The following is an 18,399-nucleotide window of genomic DNA, read 5'->3' on the forward strand; positions in this document are numbered from 1 at the left end:
CTATCATCTCATATATTCTGCTCCATTTTCTATACCACTATTATACCATTATTATTTTTAGCGGATAAAAAATTAAAAAACTTCTTTTTCCGTAACTAATGTTACAGACATTAGTAAATTAGTCTAGTATAATTAAATTGAAAACGCTACAATGCAAATGGAGGTGGAAGATATGTTTTGTTTTCAATGTTCAGAAGCATCAAAGGGTATAGGTTGTACAACAATTGGTGTATGTGGCAAAAAACCAGAAGTCGCTACACTACAAGATATGTTAATTTGGGTTACTAAGGGGCTTTCTTTTTGGAGCCTTAAAGCTAAAGATTTAGGGATAAAAGATGACGAAGCAAATCTATTTGTTGCTGAAGCATTATTTGCAACAATTACTAATGTGAACTTTTCAGCAGAGAGAATTTCAAAATTTATTGACAGGGCAATTGAGCTTAGAAACAGAGTTAGGGAGAAATTTTTAAAAACATATGAAGAAAAATATGGAAAAAAATTTGATGAGGAAGTTCCAGAAGCAGCTATTTGGTTTGAAAATGGAGGAAAAGTTGCTTATCTTAAAAAAGGGGAACAAGTTGGTATTTTGTCTGAAGAAAATGAGGATGTAAGGTCATTAAAAGAGTTTTTAATCTATGGATTAAAAGGTATAGCAGCATATGCAGATCATGCTTATATATTAAAACACACTAAAGATGAGATTTTGTACTTCATTGAAAAGGGACTTGTAGAAACATTAAGAAAGGATATTACTGCAGATGAATTGCAAGCGCTTGTTTTGGAAGCTGGAAAATATGCAGTTGAAGTTATGGCATTACTTGATCAAGCAAATACTTCAACTTTCGGGCATCCTGAAATTACCGAAGTGTATACTGGAACATATAATGCACCTGCAATTTTAGTTAGTGGGCACGATTTGCTTGACCTTGAAGAATTACTCAAACAAACTGAAGGAACAGGTATAATGATTTACACTCATGGAGAAATGCTTCCTGCACATGCATATCCTAAGCTAAAAAAGTATAAACACCTTGCAGGAAATTTTGGTAGTGCATGGTGGAAACAAACAAAAGAATTTGAAGAGTTTGGCGGGGCAATTTTAATGACTACAAATTGTTTAGTGCCACCAAAAGATAGTTATAAAGACAGAGTATTTACAACAGGACTAGTTGGTTTTGATGGAGTAACTCATATTCCAAATAGGGTTGATGGCAAACCAAAAGATTTTACACCCGTAATTAAAAAAGCTCTTGAACTTGGTCCAATACCAGAAAGAAAAGGGAAGAAAATTGTTATAGGTTTTGCAAGAAATCAGGTAGAAAAGGTATTAGATTCAGTTTTAAAAGCTGTAAACGAAGGAAAAATAAAAAAATTCTTTGTAATGGCAGGTTGTGATGGAAGAGCTAAAGAAAGGGAATATTACACAGAATTTGCACTTAAATTACCAAAAGATACAGTCATTCTTACAGCAGGATGTGCAAAATATAGATATAACATGCTTGATTTAGGAGATATTGATGGAATTCCTAGAGTTTTGGATGCAGGACAATGTAACGACTCATACTCTTTAGCGGTTACTGCATTAAAACTTAAAGAAATATTAAAGGTAGATGATATTAATGACCTTCCGATAGAATATAACATTGCTTGGTATGAACAAAAAGCTGTAGCAGTGTTACTTGCATTACTTTATCTTGGAGTTAGAAAGATAAAACTTGGACCAGTACTTCCAGCATTTCTTTCCAAAAATGTTTTGAATGTTGTTGCAGAAAAATTCAATATTTCAACAATTTCAACAGTTGAAGAAGATATGAAACAAATGCTCGCATAAAAATTTTCTATTCTAAAATTGGCGCTCGTTTTCGAGCGCCTTTTATTATTTTTATTGTATTGACAGATGTAATTGACAAGTGTAAAATAACAATGGAGGTGTTGAGAATGAAGCCATTATTTTTAGGATTTGGAAATGCAGCAAATGTTATTTTAAAAGAGCTGGAAGGTTATATTCAGGATTTTTATTATTTTGATGAGAAAAATATCACAAATTCTAAAGGAAAAAAACTTGACAGATTTTTTATTCCCAATGATTGTTCATTTGTAATTGAATGTGCATCTGTTGAAGCGGTAAAAGAGTATTACAGGGAAATAATTATTGCAAATAAGGATTTTTACATTTTGAGTACAGGTGCTTTTGCTGATGAAAATTTTAGGAATGCTTTTTTTAGATTGTTAGAAAATTCAACTTCTAAGGTTTATATTCCTTCTGGAGCTATAGGTGGAATAGATGTAATTAATGCAATAAAGAAATATATTGAAAAAGTAGTTTTAAGAACTCGCAAACCTCCTAAAGCTTTTTCAAGGGACGATAAAGAAAAGGTGTTAATTTTTAGTGGAGATAGTATAGAGGCAATTAAGAAATTTCCAAAAAATACAAATGTTTCTGTTACCCTTGCTCTTTCTGTGGGAGATTTTAGAAAAGTTCATGTTGAAATTTATTCTGATCCGAACGTAAAAAAGAATATTCACGAGGTTGAAGTTGTGTCAAGTGTTGGAAATTATAAATTTATTTTTTCTAATAATCCTTCAAATAATCCAAAAACAAGTTTACTGGCTCCATTATCTCTTGCAGCATTAATAAAGAAAAATTTTGAAAATGTTAAGATAGGAGGATAAAAAATGGAGAAAATACAGGAAAAGATCAGACAGCTTGCAAAAGAAAAAGGTTATACAATTTTGGCACATAACTATCAAATGCAAGAAATACAAGAAATTGCAGATTACTTAGGCGATTCATTACAACTTGCAAGACTTGCTACTAAACTTGATACTGAAAAAATTTTATTTTTGGGTGTGGATTTTATGGCAGAAACTATAAAAATGTTAAATCCAGAGAAAAAGGTTATAGTTCCAGTGAAAGCTGCAACTTGTCCTATGGCAAATTCATTGGAACCGGAAATGATTATTGAAGCCAAGAAAAAATATAATGCACCATTTGTTATATATGTAAATAGTACAATAAAATCAAAAATGTATGCAGATGTTGCATGTACTTCTGCTAATGCAGTAGAGATAGTTAAAAAACTAAATAGCGATATAGTTCTTTTTGGACCTGACAAAAATCTTGCGGCTTATGTAGCCCGAAAAACTGGTAAAAAAGTTATTTCTGTGCCTGGAGAAACTGGCTACTGTTATGTGCATAACTATATAAAGATTGATGATATTTTAAAATTAAAACAGAAGTATCCTGATGCCAAAGTAATTTCGCATCCAGAGGTTTCTGAAGAAATTCAAAAAATATCTGATTATATAGGTAGTACTTCTCAAATGGAAAAAATTCCAGGAGAAGTTGAAGATAAAACATTCATAATTGTTACAGAAAAAGATATGGTTAATAAATTAAAAAATAAGTATAAAGAGAAAGAATTCATACCATTATATACAGCTATTTGTAATAACATGAAGAAAAATACACTTAAAAATGTTTTAAAAGCTTTGGAAAATGAGGAATTTGAAATAGAAATTGATAAAGAAATTGCAGATAAGGCAGTCTTGCCTATTAAAAAGATGTTTGAGCTAATGGAGGCATAATTTATGGTAGAAAAGATTATTGAATGGATAAGAAAAGATGAAGGTCTTGTTGATTTTTCAGCGTATCCTTTAAAAGGAAAAGTTGCAAAATCTATTATAATTTTAAAAGATTCTGCGGTTTTGTCAGGGCTTGAACTTGTAAAAGAAGTTTTTAGAAAATTTAATATTGAATTTGAAACAAGTTATGAAGATGGAATGTATGTAAATGAAAATAGTATAATTTTTACATTAAGGGGAGATGCTTATAACTTATTGGTAATTGAGAGAAGTGTACTAAATCTTCTTTCACTTATGAGTGGTGTTGCAACAAAAGTAGCTAAGTTGTCTAAAAAAGCAAAAGAATATAATATTATAATTGCTGCTACAAGGAAAACTATACCTTTTGTTGGAGATTTGCAAAAGATTGCAGTTTTACATGGCGGAGGTAATACTCACAGATTGAATCTTTCTGATACTGTAATGATTAAAGATAATCATAAGAAAATATATAAAGGTATAAAGAATGCTGTAGAGGCCGTAAAAGTTATAAAGTCCTTTACATCAAAAATAGAAGTAGAAGTTGAGGATTTTGAAGAATTGAAAGAATGTCTTGATCTAGAAGTAAATATAATTATGCTTGATAATTTCTCGCCTGAAGATATAAAAGAAGCTATTAAAATTATTAAAGAAAAAAGGAAGGATATAATAATAGAAATTTCGGGTGGAATAAACGAGAAAAATCTTGATAAATATTTAATAAAGGGTGTTGATGTTATTTCAATAGGGAAATTAACCAGTGAAGTTCAATATGTTGATTTTTCTATGGAAGTCATTGATTAATAATTATTCTATTTCTTCCTAGATTTTTGGCTATGTATAAATTTTCATCGGCTTTTTTAATAATTTTGTTATAATCTTTTTCTTGTGGAATTTTACTTACAGCACCAATACTAATTGTAAGTTGAATGCTTTTTTCATCAATTAGTATTGGTGTTTCTTTTACTTTCTTTCTAAGATTTTCAAGAAGTTCAAAGAAGTTTTCTTTGTTCTTTGAAAGGTAATATATTACAAATTCTTCACCACCGTATCTGAAAATGTTATCTGAAACTCTTTGAAAGTTTAATTTGAAAATTTCTGAAATTTTTTCAGATAAGTATCACCTACAAGATGCCCATAGTAATCATTTATTTTTTTGAAGTGATCAATATCTATAATTGCAAAATTGAGGTACATGTTTTCTCTTTTTGATAAGGAAAAATCTTTTGGAAATTTTTGATTAAATTCTCTTCTGTTGTACAAATTAGTCAATGGATCTCTTATTGAAAGTTCACTTAACATCTTGTTTTTTTCTTTAAGTTCATTTGTTTTTTGAAAGATTATGTTTTCCTTATTTTAAAGAGTATATTTTAATTTATTGCTAACGCTGTTGAAAGTATTTACGAAAACTTTAATTTCTTCTTCCATACCTTCCTCAAGCTCAACTGCTTCAAAGTGTTTTTCTGAAAATTTTGATAAAGTACTGGATATTTTATTTAAATAATAACCGATGTTTTTTGATAATTTTTTTGATAAAAAGTATGAAATAAGTATTGCAACAAAAAACATTAGTAAATAATATAAAACGTATGAAAATAGTATTCTTAGTAAATAGTATTTATCTTTCACTATGTAAAATTTTTCGTTTAAATCAAAAACTCCGAAACATTCAAGATTTGTAGTTTTTTTTTTATAATATCTTTTTCTGGATTATAACAAATATAGTTTTCATTCTTTTTAATCATAAGTTGTGAATCTAGTGGAAGATTATTTGATATTAAAAACTTTTTGTATAAATTGCCAAGATCTATTATCGTTATATAGTTAACATTTTCAATTATTGCTATTTTATTTTTTAAGATGTAATGAATTTCATTTTTATTTATATAGTAATTTTTGGATAAATCAATATTGTTATCGATTTTGCCAAAAATGTAGTTAGGTTTATTATTAACGTTAATGAAAATATTTTTAATAAATTCATTTTTGTTTATTAATTCATTGATGCTTTTTTTAATTGATATAATGGAAAAATTTTTTAGTATTTTATTTTGCCCAAATAAAAATACAAAATCGTTACTGTAAATTACTTTATTATTATTTTGTTTTATGTATTGTTCAATGCTATTAAAGTATGAGTTAAAATTCTTGGTTAAAAGAATTAATTCTTCTTTTTCTCGCTTTATTGTTCTTGAGATTTCATATATTGATGTAATAATTAAAATAATAGATGATGTTATAAAAATTGAAAATAAAAGTGCTCTAAAAATCTTTTTTTGTAAAGTCATTTTATCAGTCCAATTATGCTTAAGTATTCATAATAACTTATATTGAAATACTTTTTAAATAGCTTATCAAACTTTCCACTATTTTTGTAATAATCTAAAGGCTTTTCAAATTGAGATGATAGTAATGTAGCATCTTTTGGGAAACAAAAAGAAAGATATTCAACTTCTTTTGTCAAAGGAAATATAGGTTTTAAATTTTGTTTCATAAATAAAGTATTAAAATATTTTTGAACAAAAGAAAAAGAATCAATAATAGTGAAATCTGCTTTATTTTCAATGAGTTGTAAATATAAAAAGTATGGTGAATAATTTATATTTCTTTTTATTAATAATATTTCAACTTGCTCATTGCTAACTTTACTTTTATTAATATAAGCCAGTTTATTATTCTTGATTGTAACATTACTAATATCATAATCGATATTGTTTTCATTTAATATTTTTTGTAGAGTTTTAAAATAAGTAAAGTTTTCAAAAGTAATTATTTTTTTACCAACTAAATCTTTGATATTAGTAATTTCTTCGCCTTTTCTGCCAATTAATATCTCAACAATTTCAACAAATTTGATCATAGTTAAAGTTTTACTTCTTTCTTCAGTTATAGTAATAATATCAGCGATCATATCAATGGAATTAAAAATTGTATTTTCAAAATATTTTGAAAACTTATCAACTATTTTAAATTCAGGGTTTACTCCAAGATATTTTTGCAAATTCTGTGGCAATTTCATAGCAAAATCCAGTTTTTTCTTTGTTACTAGGGAAATAGACAACTTCACTTGGAATATTTCTAATTCCAATAGACATATTTCCTGTATCAAGTATTTTCATGAGATGTTGAGAAAATCCAATTAGACTAAATAGTATAAATAAAACTGTAAAGGTATGAAAAATTTTCACAAGATTTATTTCCCTTCTAAAAATTTTTTTAGCCATATAGCACTATCTTTTAAATATCTTTTTTGAGTAGTATAATCAGTGTATACTATTCCAAATCTTTTTGAATATCCTTCTGCCCATTCAAAATTATCCATTAAAGTCCAGATAAAGTAACCTTTTAAATCTACTCCATCTTTTATCGCTTTAAGAGCATTTTCAAAATGAGATTTTAGATAGTTTATTCTGTATGTATCATGCACTTTTCCATTTTCAATCTTGTCTGGGCCAGCCATTCCATTTTCGGTTATATAAAGTGGGGTTTTGTATCTGTTGTAAATCTTTAAAAGCATATCGTATAATCCTTCAGGATAAATTTCCCAACCCATTTCTGTTTTTTCTAATTCACCTTCTATAGTTCTAAACATGAACGGTTCCTCAGGAGCATATTTGACTAGTTGTCTAGTGTAATAATTTATTCCGAAAAAGTCGATCTTTTTTGAAATAATATTCATATCATTTTCGAAAATTTCTATACCATTTCTTTGTAAAATTGCTCTTGCATTTTCTGGATACCTTCCAAAAATTATTGGATCATAAAACCATCCATTTGTTAATTCGTCAACTAAAAGAGCGACATAAAAATCTTCTTCTGTTTCATCAGCAGGCTCTACTTTAGTTGTAACATTTGTTATTCCTATTTTTCCATCTTTAACTAGATCCCTAAATGCTTCTACAGAATAACCATGAGCTCTTAATAAATTATGGTCAGTTTTAATAGCTTCTTGCAGATTTTTATGTCCTGGGGCATGAATTCCATAGAAATACCCAAGAAATGAAGAACACCATGGTTCATTTAATGTAATCCAGTGTTTTACTCTATCTCCAAAGTTTTGAAATAAAATTGATGAATAGTCTTGAAAATAAAGTGCTATGTCATCATTTAGCCAGCCGCCTTTTTCATATAAAAATAACGGAAGATCCCAGTGATAGATTGTAATAAACGGAGTTATATTATTTTCAAGTAATTTGTCAATTAGTTTGTTATAAAAGTCAAGGCCTTTTTCGTTTTTTTCTTTTGTATTTTTCATAACCCTTGGCCAAGATATTGAAAATCTATAGGCATCAAACCCTATATCCTTAATTATTTTTATATCTTCTTCGTATCTATGATAATGGTCACAAGCAACATCACCGTTTTCATTATTTTTAATTTTTCCTGGAGTGTGTGAAAATACATCCCATATTGAAGGGACTTTTCCATCTTCATTATATGCACCTTCTATTTGATATGAAGCTGTTGCAACACCAAAAATAAAATCTTTTGGAAAATCGTTTCTTTCCATTTTTTCACCTCATTTCTTCTTGTTTATTAATTCTATTATATCACTATAACTAAAAAATTTTTTCGACATGTAGATATATTTATATGTGAAGTAAATTACGATTACAATTAATAATATTATATGTGTTTGTTCAACAATTTTTTAATATCATAACAGTTCAAAAAAATGAAAAAAGTAGTATAATTAGTTAGGAATAAAAACAAAAAGGAGTTGACAAAATTGCATTTATCAATTTTTGAATACTTATTTTTGTTTTTCATGATATTTTTCGCAGGTTTTGTAGATTCTATAGCAGGTGGTGGAGGACTTATCTCACTTCCTGCTTACTTATTTTTAGGTATCCCTTCTCATAATGCACTTGCAACTAATAAACTCTCATCTTCGATTGGGAGCATATTTAGCGCATTTAGGTATTCTAAAGAAAAGTATGTTATATTTGATGTTGGTATTATTTCAGCTATTTTTTCAATTTTGGGTTCTTTTCTTGGTGCTAAACTTGCTCTTTTAATTTCAGACTCTTATTTAAAAGTAATGATTTCTGTTTTAATTGTCATTGCTGGTGTTTTTATGTTATTGAATAAAGGAAGAAAGGTAATTAGTAAAATGCCAGAAATTTCGTTTAAAAAGAAATTTTTTATTTCAAGTTCTATAGGTTTTATAATTGGAATGTATGATGGCTTTTTTGGGCCTGGAACAGGTACATTTTTGATAATTATGTATACTAGCTTTCTTTCATTTGATTCAATAAGTGCTAGTGCCACAGCAAAAATTGTTAATTTATCTTCCAACATTAGTGCACTTATTACTTTTCTAATTAATGATAAGGTACTTTTTTATATAGGGCTTCCCGCAGCATTTTTTGGAATTTTAGGAAATTGGATTGGTTCAGGATTAGCTATAAAGAAAGGAGATAAAATAATAAAACCAATTGTGTTAGTAATATTATTTTTGGTAGTTTTTAAATCTTTAAGAGAGTTAATTTAATAATTTTATTTTAATGCCTCCGTTATGATATAATTTTAGTAACTTATTTTTTGGAGGCGATATTATGAAAAAAATCATAGTTTTTTTATTACTTGTTTTTACTATATTTTTATTTTCAACAACAATAAATTATGTTTTAGTTGTTCCAAGTGATATTTTAGTTTCTGAAATAACAAGTTTGATTAATAATTTAGAAAGTTATGATTTTAAAATTTCTCTTACAGATTATGGTTTGAGTAAAAAAAATTATGAATATCTTTATTCGCCATACGATGAGTATTTTAAAAATCATATTTTGACACTTTTAAGTTATTTTTCTAATAGGGATGTTAATTCTGATTATATATTACCATTAGATTTTGTATCTGAGTATCAAGTACAGGGTGATCTATATCTATATTCAGTATCTTTATTTGACTCGGATTTGAATTTGCTTTATAATGCTTTTAATAAAATTGCTTATGATTCAAATAATTCAATAAATTCTGAAGCGTTAACCATTTATAGTTATCTATCTAGTTTGTTAAATTCAATGTTTGATGATGACTCTCCAAAAAACTATGATATAGACTATGTAATAGCATCAGTTTATATTGATACACATGATGAAGGTTATCTAGTTTTTGAAATTGGATTTATTTCTCAAAATAATAGAAAAATTGATTTAATATATTATACTTTTTAGTTTTTAAAAAGAATTTGTAAAATAAGGGGGATGACTATGGAAAAAATTGTTGAAGATGCGATTGATAAACTTGTTGATAAGTATTTTGATGAAATATTAGAAAATCTTGAAAAGCTAATTGAAATTAAGTCGGTGATGGGACCGGCAAGTCAAGATGCACCATTTGGAGTAGGGCCTGCAATGGCATTAAGTGAAGCATTAAAGATTTCAAAAAAGTTAGGTTTTGAAACTAAAAATATTGATTTTTATGCTGGGCATGTCACTTTTGGAAATACAGGCAAACTTTACGGGATATTAGGACACTTAGATGTAGTTCCTGAAGGAGATCTAGAAAAATGGGAAACAGATCCTTATAAACTTGTAATTAGAGATGGAAAAATGTTTGGAAGAGGAGTTTCAGATGACAAAGGTCCAACTATTGGAGCTTTGTATGCTTTAAAGATAGCATCTGAGCTAGTAAAAACTCCAAGAAACACTGTTAGGTTAATTTTTGGAACAAATGAGGAAAACGGTTCAAAATGTTTAAAATATTATTTCAAAAATGAACCATATCCAGATGTTGCAGTAACACCTGATGGAACATTTCCACTTGTTTTTGCAGAAAAAGGAAATACAACTTATAAAATAAGTACTTATCTTGGTAATGATTATAATACTAAATTAATAAAGATGAAAGCGGGGACTGCAGTTAATGTTGTTCCAGAAGAGTGTAACGTAGTTATAGAAACTGATAAGGTAAATGAAATAGCTTATCTTGTTGAAAACTTTAGTACAAAGTGTAAATTAAAATATGAAGTTAATGGAAATAGAATATCAATAACAACTATTGGAAAATCTGCACATGCTTCAACTCCACAACTTGGCTTAAATTCTATTGCATGTATGTTAAATCTTTTATCAAACATTGATTTTGGTAAGGATAATTTTGTAATAAGAGTTTTGAATGAAAAACTTGGTTTGGATATTAATGGTATCGGTCTTGGTATTTATGCTAAAGATATTGCAAGTGGAGAACTTACCTGTAATTTAGGAACAATTAACCTTGAAAATGGATATTTAGAAGCCAAAATTAATATAAGGTATCCAATATTTATGAATGTAGAAATGATTACTAATCAGATTAAAGAAGCTTTTAAAGAATTTGATGTTATTCAAATTTCACACAGTAAATCATTATATGTTTCTAAAGACAGTGAACTTGTAAAGATGTTACTTAAGGTGTACAGAGATGTTACTAAAGATGAAACAGAACCTATAGCATTGGGGGGAGGAACTTATGCTAAATCTGTGCCTTATGGAGTAGCGTTTGGTGCAGTATTTCCAGGAGAAGATACAGGTATGCATCAACCTAATGAACATTGGTCACTAGAATCTTATAAGAAATTTATTAGAATATATGCAAGACTGATTTATAAGTGGTTATCTGAATAAATTTATTTTATGCTGATTAAACTACCCTACTAAATTTAGTGGGGTAGTTTTTGTTAAAGGTGATTTTAAGTTGATTATACATTATGAGTTTGCTCTGATTGTGTAATGTTGTAAAATGCTGGAAAATCTCATGATTAAATAATTTTAAATAATCCACTCTCGCTAACTTCTCTTCTTACCTCACCGGTATTATGTCTTCTATCTCACTTGTATAGAGTATTTCATATGGGGAAGAATTTACCTGTTTATCCACGTTTAAATTTCTGACAAGTAAAACAATTGATAAAAAATTTAAAACTGAAAATACTACACCTTTTTTATTCTCCATTTCCTCTCTCATTTTTGTTATATGTACAAAAAATTTCTTAAAACGTGGATATATATTATGTAAAAGAAAGTAAGATTGTAAAAAATAGAAAACAATACATAGTATATATATATATTTGTTCAACGTTTTTTAATATCATTCAAAAACAAAAAAACACACTAAAAAAACTGACCAAATTATCACCCTTTTTTATATGATAAACATAGTGATGGTTTAATTTACAAAAATTTTTTACATACTACTGTATTGCTATATAATAAGGAATTTCTGTTTTGTATTTTCCCCTAAATTTTTTTTCCTTTATCATTAATGCACTGTCAAGGTCGTGAAATTCAAAAGCACCAATTCCAAGTGCAAAATGAACACTTTGATTTATTCCTAAACTTGATTCTCCCATGCATCCAATCATTAAATGTAAATTTGCTGCTTTTACAATTTCGACTATAGCCAATGCATCAGAAATTCCACTTTTCATGAGCTTAATGTTTATATAGTCAACTGCTTCTTCTTTTATTAACCTCATAACGTCATATTTTGTTTTTGCGCTTTCATCAGCTCCAACAGGAAATGGCGAATGGAACCTAACAAATTTTAATCCTTCTATATCATGTGCTTTTACTGGTTGCTCAAAAACATTTATATCTATTCCTTTTTTGTATAATTCATTCACAAAAATAATAGCTTCTTTTGGAGTATATCCCATATTAGCATCGACAATATATTTTGCACCTTTTGTTTTTTCATAAATTCTTTCAAGGGCTTCGATATCTTCTTTTAAATTTTCACCAACTTTTATTTTTATTATTCTAAAACCTTCTTTGAAAATTTTCACTGCATCATTTACTCTGTCATCTATTTTGCCAATTGAAACTGTTTTATCAGTTTCAATCTTTTCTCTAGCACCACCTAATAATTTATAAACTGGTAAGCCTATTTCTTCAGATAACGCATCTAAAACGGCATATTGAACTGCTGCTTTAATGCTTGGAAAGGCAAAAAATTTATCCAAAATATCGAAAATTTGTCTGTAATTTTTGACATCATACCCTTTTATCATGTCATTTATAATGGATTCAAGTGCAGGCAAAGTTTCTACTTTTTCTCCATTTACTCTAAAAGACGGAGATGCTTCTCCAAAACCAAGTATACCGTTTTCTAATTCGATACATATCTCAATGTTGCTTGTTTTAGTTGAGATACTATTTGTAATATGAAATGGTTTTTCATATTCGAAAGTATTTAATTTGAATTTTACTGATTTTATTTTACCCATTTTTTATTCCCCCTTTATTTAATTTCTTTGAATGTTAAAATTTCAATTTTATATTCTGTGTCTATAATATAGCCATCTTTACTTTCCATTTCGCCAACCTGGTTATCATATGGATCGTTTCTGAAGTAGTTTTTCTTTGGATAAAAGTCAGCCTGAAAATCAAGATTTGCAAACATCCTAAATCCATCTAAATTTCCAAAATAGAACATTCTCATTTCTTCGTTATCTCTTCTGCTTCCTCCAAAAGATAAATCTACTGGGATCCATCCAAAATCTTTAAGGTATATTAATGCCCAATCATGAGGAGATGCACCGGAAGGGGTTGCGAACCATCCTGATTGCCATTTTGCAGGTATACCAGCAAGTCTACATAACGTTATGAATGTAATTGCATAAAATCCACAATCTCCTCTAAATACTGTTGTAACGTATTCAGGAATATTGTCATAAAGAGCGTAAGGAAGAACATAGGAATAACAAACGTTTTTGGTGAGATAATCATATATGCTTTTTGCTATTTCATGATCATTCTTGGGTTTTACACCTTTTAATATTTTTTGGAAAACTTCTTTCAAATATGGTGTAAATAAAACATGAGGTGGTTTTTCAGATAAATCAGCTTTTGTAGGTTTGTATTTGTACTTTGAATTTTCTCCAATCCATTCTGAAATATTATAGCTAAATTCAACCCAAAAAGTTTCTGTATCTTTTCCTTTCATGTGTACTGTTTTTTGTAAAGTTCTTGGAGAAGACAAAATATAATCATGGCTTGCATTAGTTATTTTTACTGATGTTTGTTGAAATTTTTCAAATGGTATAGGAAGCCAAACAGAAACATCTTCGTTTTTGGGATTTTTTCTTCTAATTGAGATTTTAGCAGAAACAGAGTAAGTTTTTTCTTGCTTGGTTTTTAATAATCTTGCTATTGCTTCATTAGTTAATTTTCTAAGATCGCTTCTACTTTTATCTTCTTTCTGTCTTTTTTTGTATTCGTTTAGTGTAAACTCTATATTGTAATGAAATCTTTCCTGAAACCTTTTTTTCCCGTTAATAAATCTAAAATCAATATATCCAATTTCTTGAAGAGTTTCAAATTCTTGCTTTTTTGCACTTTTAAAATTCTTTTTAAAAAGTTCAAAAGCTTCTTTTTCACTATATGGATAAGTTTTTTCTAAAAGGTCTAATCTAAAAAGTTCAAACTTCAAACGTTTTTTCAATGATTCTGGAATAGGTTTTTTGAGTCTCTTTAAAATATTTTCTTTAGCTTGCTTATGCATACCAAGATTTATAAGTTTTTCAATATCCTTTGGTATGGGTGTTGTCAAAAATTTCATGTTTTTTCCTCCTATTTTTAAAATGATTTATCAAGTTTTTCAAGTTCTTTTAGATTTTTTATAATTATTTTTTTGTGATCTATTGAAATTATTCCTTTTGAAATTAATTCATTTAACGTTCTTGATACAGTAATGCGTGAACATCCAATTATATTTGCTAATTCTTGTTGGGTTAGAGGAAAGTTGATTACAATTTCATTCCCTTTTTTTATTCCCTGTTGAGCTGCTAGTCTAAGTATGGTATTTGAAATTCTACCAGTTGAGTCGTTAAAAGTCATATTTAACATTTGAAGTTCAATTATCCTTAGCTTTCTAATAATACTTTTCATAAAAAATCTGTAAAGTATAGGATTTTTTGATAAATGTTCTTCAATTACATTTTTTCCAAGAATTGAAATTTTTGAATTTTCTACTGCTGTAGTAATTATATTAAATTTACTTTCACCGAAATAATCAATTTCACCAAATATTTCTCCAGGTTGAAGATAAAATAAAATTTTTTCTAATCCTTCTTTGCTTGTAAGAAACTGTTTGATTTTTCCTTCAATGACTATAGCAATAGTTAAAATAGGAAGTTCTATTTCGTTATTTTTTTTAACATCCGCTATTTTCCCACTTTTTGCTAATAAAATAAAAGTTTTTCTTAGCTCTTTTTGTTTTTCTTTATCGAATATTGATTTGTATAAAAAAGTCTGCATATTAAAATCCTCCGAAGTAGTTAGTATATCAAACATTTGTTTCTCTAATTATTGATTTTATAGCACAAGTTAGAGCTGTAACAATGTTATCTAGAGACATACTAGGGATATTTTTCTTATTAATTACTTGTTGTGGTAAATATGGAACATGAATAAACCCACCTTTCATATTTTTGTATTTTTTGTTTATAAGATAAAGCAGCCCATACATTAGGTGATTACATACAAAAGTACCAGCAGAATTTGAAATCGAGGCTGGAATGTTGCAATTTTTTATTTCTTCAACCATTTTTTTTATTGGTAAGTTAGAAAAATAAGCATTTTCACCATCTTCGAAAATAACTTTATCTTTTGGATTGTTTCCTTCATTGTCCGGGATATTTGCATCATCAATATTTATTGCAACTCTTTCTACAGTTATTTCATATCTTCCAGCTGCTTGACCTACACAGATTACAATATCTGGCTGTTCTTTTACAATTAATTGTTCAAGAACTTCAATGCTTTTTCTAAATACAGTTGGAATTGATGTTTTAATTATTTGTGCATTATCAATATTGTTTGGTAATTTTTTTACTGCTTCAAAAGAAGGATTGATTTTTTCTCCACCAAAGGGTTCAAATCCAGTAATTAAAATCTTCATACAACTTACCTCCAAATGTAATATTTTCAATTAAATTATATACAAATTTTTAAAGAAATTTTGTATCTTGTGATACAGAATAAAAAATAATTTAAAGAAAACACATAACAAATTATGTAATCGTTTACAAAAAAATTAGTTATTTAAAGCGAAATTAAGAATTTTAATAATAATTTTAATTAATTATTTGTAATTATAAGAGAACAAATTTGGAATTTTTGTTTGAAATATGATAATCTTCTATCGATAGATGTAAACGCTTACAATAAGCAAGGAGGTGGGAGTATGAAAAAGTTTTTGGTTATTTTTTTATTTTTCCTAGGTTTAGTTGTATTTTCTAGCAAGATTGTTTTTTGGACGGCACCAAATCCACTGCAAGAAGAATTCTGGAAACCTTTAGTTGAAGAATGGAATAATAGTCATCCTAATGCACAAATTGATTGGAAGACTATTCCAGCTGCTGGAAGTTCTGAGGAAGCAATTTTGACAGCTGTTGCTGCTGGAAGTGCTCCAGACTTCTGTACAAATATCTTTAGTGGGTTTGCAGCACAACTTGCTGAGCAAGGAATTATTATTGCGTTAGATCAAGAGTATGGCCAGGAATTTTTTAATTTGGTAAAAGTAAGACACATGGAAAGTATTATTGAAGGTTGGAAATTGAATAATCATTATTATGTTTTTCCAATTTATTCTAATCCAATTTTAATGTGGTGGCGAAAAGATAAACTCCAAGAACTTGGTTTTGATAAGCCTCCAAGAACATATTCCGATATTTATAAAATTGCTGAAAAATATGCAAATCCACCTGATAAATATGCAATGCAAGTTGTTCAAGGTAGAAATTGGTGGGATAGATGGTTTGATTTCATAACATATTACTATGCTGCAAGTTCTGGAAAATCCTACATTGATACAAAACGTTATAGAGCATCATTTAATGATGAATATGGGAAAGCTGTTGTTGATTTTATTTATACGATGTTTAAAAATAAATGGACAGCAGTTGAAATGGGAAATCAATTTTCATTATCAACAGGAAAAGCCTTAGGAGTTTTGCAAGGGCCCTGGTCGCTAAATTGGGCAAAAAAAACTTATCCAGAAGTTTATAAAAATTTATGGATTAGTTCACCACCTGTTCCAGATAACTATAGTGGAGGGTCAATAAAAACATTTGCTGATACAAAGGGATTAGTTGTATTTAGACACTCAAAGTATAAAAAAGAAATTTTTGAATTTATTAAATGGGTATTTGAAAATCCTGACAACGATGTCAGATGGATTGAAATAACAAAAATGCCACCTGCAAGAGAAGACTTGACGACAAATCCTTTATTTGAAAGATTTATGAAAGAAGATCCGTATTTTTCAACTTATGCTAAAGAAGTTGGGAATGCTATTCCGCCAGCCTTAGTCTCAAGTACGATTGATGTTCAAGATGCAATGACAGTTTACCTAATTGAACCTTTAATGTACTTGAAGAGTACTCCAGAAGATGTTCTCAACAAATGTGTAAAGGAAATTAATAAAATACTATATTAATGGGAGGGATAGAAAATGAAAAAGTATTTAATTTTAATTATGTTTTTTATGTCTGTTTTGGCTTTATCCTTTACCTTAAAGGTTGAGGCTGGTAAAATAGAAGTTCCATTTGTTATGAAAATGTCAGACTTTCTTGATTATCTACCAGAAGATGTAGATCCTTACTGGGATGCAATTAGAGTAAAAGTTGAAGGAAATTATGTTCCTTTCCAAATTGATGATGTAGATGGTAATGGAAGAATTTCTGGTAATGATTATTTAATGTTCCTTGCAAAAGGAAGTTGTGAAATAATTATACCTGAGAATGAAATGGGGAAAATAAAATTTGAAAGTTATTTTAAAGTGAGTAAAAATGAAAAAAGCTGGATGATTAGTGGAAAAAATGGTGAAACTTACAAAGTAGATGAACATGGAATTGTTCATGTTACGAAATATGCCAATGTGGAGGGAACACTTCTGGATGAGATAGGAATTTTGAGAGTTGCTGGATTTGCCAATAGTACTTATTATATTAACGGTGAACTCGGAAAACATTTCGAAGAAGTTTCGTATGCTTTTGAACCCGTATCAATTAAAGTGGTGCCTGGCCCTGTTGCTTTCAGCGTTTATACAAAATTAAGATCAGTCACTTTTTCAGGACTTGATCAATATGTTATTACCCATGTATTTAAAAATGGAGATATACTTGTGAATAACAATATTTCTTTCAGAAATTATGCTGATTTAATGAAGTTACAACATATGGTAACAAGAGTTCTTACAAGTATTGATGGAGATGCAGTTCATGTATTACCTGTATTTAGAAGATTGGTTTGGGCAGATCAACTCAATATAACGCCATATGAATACTGGCTTGAAAGAAATGCAATTAAGATGGTGGATAACAAGCCGTATATTGTATTTCCAGCAAAAGATTCAATGAAACCGTTATGGTGGGGCGCAACATACATTTTTGCGTCTGAAGAAAGATGGAGAGGAAACTATTCTGAAAAATTTAAATTGGGAATTGCAGAAATTTTACCAGAAATTCCTGTGGTAAAAGATAATTTTGTAGATTGGATTAATGGAAATACATGGGTATTTGAGTCACAAGAATTTAGGGATGGTGTATTTAAGTGGATTCCTGGAGAATTTGAGGCGTTTGATGCAACAAAAGGTGCGTATCCAAGTGATATGAGTTCATGGCCAAATAGATATTTTGCAGGTCAACAAGTGAAATTTGAAAGATTGTATAGTATTAATAAATCAAATAGTCTTGAAGAGTGGATTAATTTCTTAGAAGTTAAAAGTGATTCTTTTAGAAGCTTAAAAATAGTAAAATAGAGTATTGCGGGGGAATTTTCCTCCGCAACTTTAAAAATGAAGAAGGAG

Annotated in this window: 18 protein-coding genes and 1 pseudogene; 9 read left to right on the top strand and 10 right to left on the bottom strand. The window is 28.5% G+C overall.

The window, feature by feature from the left end; translation table 11 throughout:
* Positions 1-172: 172 nt before the first annotated feature.
* The 4 genes from hcp (at position 173) to nadC (ending at position 4,407) form a co-directional block, all read left to right on the top strand.
* Positions 173-1,831 carry a hydroxylamine reductase gene (hcp, locus tag HNP65_RS07355; RefSeq protein WP_184619624.1) on the top strand — a complete coding sequence of 553 codons (1,659 nt, stop codon included), beginning with the start codon at positions 173-175 and terminating at the stop codon, positions 1,829-1,831.
* Between the two features lie 107 nt (positions 1,832-1,938).
* Positions 1,939-2,673, top strand: a complete 735-nt coding sequence (nadX, locus tag HNP65_RS07360; protein WP_184619625.1) for an aspartate dehydrogenase — start codon at positions 1,939-1,941, stop codon at positions 2,671-2,673.
* 12 nt (positions 2,674-2,685) lie between these two features.
* Positions 2,686-3,588, top strand: a complete 903-nt coding sequence (gene nadA / locus HNP65_RS07365; RefSeq protein WP_425506720.1) for a quinolinate synthase NadA — start codon at positions 2,686-2,688, stop codon at positions 3,586-3,588.
* A 3-nt stretch (positions 3,589-3,591) separates the two neighbouring features.
* Positions 3,592-4,407: a carboxylating nicotinate-nucleotide diphosphorylase gene (nadC, locus tag HNP65_RS07370; RefSeq protein ID WP_184619627.1), complete on the top strand. Its 816-nt coding sequence runs from the start codon at positions 3,592-3,594 to the stop codon at positions 4,405-4,407.
* Here the strand turns inward: nadC and HNP65_RS09990 are convergent.
* The 6 genes and pseudogenes from HNP65_RS09990 to HNP65_RS07400 form a co-directional block, all read right to left on the bottom strand.
* Positions 4,397-4,905, bottom strand: a pseudogene (locus HNP65_RS09990) (GGDEF domain-containing protein). The gene nadC and the pseudogene HNP65_RS09990 overlap by 11 nt on opposite strands.
* A 54-nt stretch (positions 4,906-4,959) precedes the next feature.
* Complete coding sequence (locus HNP65_RS09845) at positions 4,960-5,232, bottom strand: hypothetical protein (RefSeq protein ID WP_246348233.1); 273 nt, start codon at positions 5,230-5,232, stop codon at positions 4,960-4,962.
* Positions 5,233-5,249: 17 nt separating this feature from the next.
* The gene (locus HNP65_RS07385) at positions 5,250-5,891 is read right to left on the bottom strand and encodes a hypothetical protein (RefSeq protein ID WP_184619628.1); all 642 of its coding nucleotides are present in this window, start codon (positions 5,889-5,891) and stop codon (positions 5,250-5,252) included.
* Positions 5,888-6,622 carry a transporter substrate-binding domain-containing protein gene (locus tag HNP65_RS07390; protein WP_184619629.1) on the bottom strand — a complete coding sequence of 245 codons (735 nt, stop codon included), beginning with the start codon at positions 6,620-6,622 and terminating at the stop codon, positions 5,888-5,890. The genes HNP65_RS07385 and HNP65_RS07390 overlap by 4 nt, the downstream gene beginning before the upstream one ends.
* Complete coding sequence (locus tag HNP65_RS07395) at positions 6,576-6,791, bottom strand: hypothetical protein (protein WP_184619630.1); 216 nt, start codon at positions 6,789-6,791, stop codon at positions 6,576-6,578. Before HNP65_RS07395 ends, HNP65_RS07390 begins: the two co-directional genes overlap by 47 nt.
* A 5-nt stretch (positions 6,792-6,796) precedes the next feature.
* Positions 6,797-8,113: a GH1 family beta-glucosidase gene (locus tag HNP65_RS07400; protein ID WP_184619631.1), complete on the bottom strand. Its 1,317-nt coding sequence runs from the start codon at positions 8,111-8,113 to the stop codon at positions 6,797-6,799.
* Between the two features lie 219 nt (positions 8,114-8,332).
* Between HNP65_RS07400 and HNP65_RS07405 the strand changes: the two genes are divergently transcribed.
* From HNP65_RS07405 to pepV, 3 genes are all read left to right on the top strand, one after another.
* Positions 8,333-9,097, top strand: coding sequence for a sulfite exporter TauE/SafE family protein (locus tag HNP65_RS07405; RefSeq protein ID WP_184619632.1), 765 nt, complete (start codon positions 8,333-8,335; stop codon positions 9,095-9,097).
* A gap of 64 nt (positions 9,098-9,161) precedes the next feature.
* Positions 9,162-9,782, top strand: a complete 621-nt coding sequence (locus tag HNP65_RS07410; RefSeq protein WP_184619633.1) for a hypothetical protein — start codon at positions 9,162-9,164, stop codon at positions 9,780-9,782.
* Between the two features lie 36 nt (positions 9,783-9,818).
* Positions 9,819-11,213, top strand: a complete 1,395-nt coding sequence (gene pepV / locus HNP65_RS07415; protein ID WP_184619634.1) for a dipeptidase PepV — start codon at positions 9,819-9,821, stop codon at positions 11,211-11,213.
* Positions 11,214-11,779: 566 nt separating this feature from the next.
* Here the strand turns inward: pepV and HNP65_RS07420 are convergent.
* Genes HNP65_RS07420 through pcp form a run of 4 tightly spaced genes read right to left on the bottom strand, consistent with a single transcriptional unit; the run spans position 11,780 to position 15,489 of the window.
* Positions 11,780-12,814 (bottom strand): L-Ala-D/L-Glu epimerase, encoded by a 1,035-nt coding sequence (locus tag HNP65_RS07420; protein ID WP_184619635.1) that lies wholly within the window; start codon positions 12,812-12,814, stop codon positions 11,780-11,782.
* 14 nt (positions 12,815-12,828) lie between these two features.
* Entirely contained in the window at positions 12,829-14,148 is a 1,320-nt protein-coding gene (locus HNP65_RS07425; protein ID WP_184619636.1) for a transglutaminase-like domain-containing protein, read from the bottom strand.
* 17 nt (positions 14,149-14,165) lie between these two features.
* Positions 14,166-14,846, bottom strand: a complete 681-nt coding sequence (locus HNP65_RS07430; RefSeq protein WP_184619637.1) for a Crp/Fnr family transcriptional regulator — start codon at positions 14,844-14,846, stop codon at positions 14,166-14,168.
* A 28-nt stretch (positions 14,847-14,874) separates the two neighbouring features.
* Positions 14,875-15,489, bottom strand: coding sequence for a pyroglutamyl-peptidase I (gene pcp / locus HNP65_RS07435; RefSeq protein WP_184619638.1), 615 nt, complete (start codon positions 15,487-15,489; stop codon positions 14,875-14,877).
* Positions 15,490-15,774: 285 nt separating this feature from the next.
* Between pcp and HNP65_RS07440 the strand changes: the two genes are divergently transcribed.
* Both HNP65_RS07440 and HNP65_RS07445 read left to right on the top strand, forming a co-directional pair.
* Positions 15,775-17,028, top strand: a complete 1,254-nt coding sequence (locus HNP65_RS07440; RefSeq protein ID WP_184619639.1) for an ABC transporter substrate-binding protein — start codon at positions 15,775-15,777, stop codon at positions 17,026-17,028.
* Between the two features lie 15 nt (positions 17,029-17,043).
* Positions 17,044-18,351 carry a hypothetical protein gene (locus HNP65_RS07445; protein ID WP_184619640.1) on the top strand — a complete coding sequence of 436 codons (1,308 nt, stop codon included), beginning with the start codon at positions 17,044-17,046 and terminating at the stop codon, positions 18,349-18,351.
* Positions 18,352-18,399: the final 48 nt, after the last annotated feature.

Source organism: Thermosipho japonicus, from assembly GCF_014201655.1.
In the GTDB taxonomy this organism is placed as follows: Bacteria; Thermotogota; Thermotogae; order Thermotogales; family Fervidobacteriaceae; genus Thermosipho; species Thermosipho japonicus.

Coding starts and splice junctions, on each gene's coding strand:
- HNP65_RS07390 (WP_184619629.1), bottom strand. CDS start 6,622: ATGAAATTGCCACAGAATTTGCAAAAATATCTTGGAGTAAACCCTGAA.
- HNP65_RS07425 (WP_184619636.1), bottom strand. CDS start 14,148: ATGAAATTTTTGACAACACCCATACCAAAGGATATTGAAAAACTTATA.
- HNP65_RS07445 (WP_184619640.1), top strand. CDS start 17,044: ATGAAAAAGTATTTAATTTTAATTATGTTTTTTATGTCTGTTTTGGCT.
- HNP65_RS07430 (WP_184619637.1), bottom strand. CDS start 14,846: ATGCAGACTTTTTTATACAAATCAATATTCGATAAAGAAAAACAAAAA.
- nadC (WP_184619627.1), top strand. CDS start 3,592: ATGGTAGAAAAGATTATTGAATGGATAAGAAAAGATGAAGGTCTTGTT.
- HNP65_RS07440 (WP_184619639.1), top strand. CDS start 15,775: ATGAAAAAGTTTTTGGTTATTTTTTTATTTTTCCTAGGTTTAGTTGTA.
- HNP65_RS07385 (WP_184619628.1), bottom strand. CDS start 5,891: ATGACTTTACAAAAAAAGATTTTTAGAGCACTTTTATTTTCAATTTTT.
- nadX (WP_184619625.1), top strand. CDS start 1,939: ATGAAGCCATTATTTTTAGGATTTGGAAATGCAGCAAATGTTATTTTA.
- pcp (WP_184619638.1), bottom strand. CDS start 15,489: ATGAAGATTTTAATTACTGGATTTGAACCCTTTGGTGGAGAAAAAATC.
- hcp (WP_184619624.1), top strand. CDS start 173: ATGTTTTGTTTTCAATGTTCAGAAGCATCAAAGGGTATAGGTTGTACA.
- pepV (WP_184619634.1), top strand. CDS start 9,819: ATGGAAAAAATTGTTGAAGATGCGATTGATAAACTTGTTGATAAGTAT.
- HNP65_RS07410 (WP_184619633.1), top strand. CDS start 9,162: ATGAAAAAAATCATAGTTTTTTTATTACTTGTTTTTACTATATTTTTA.
- HNP65_RS07400 (WP_184619631.1), bottom strand. CDS start 8,113: ATGGAAAGAAACGATTTTCCAAAAGATTTTATTTTTGGTGTTGCAACA.
- HNP65_RS07420 (WP_184619635.1), bottom strand. CDS start 12,814: ATGGGTAAAATAAAATCAGTAAAATTCAAATTAAATACTTTCGAATAT.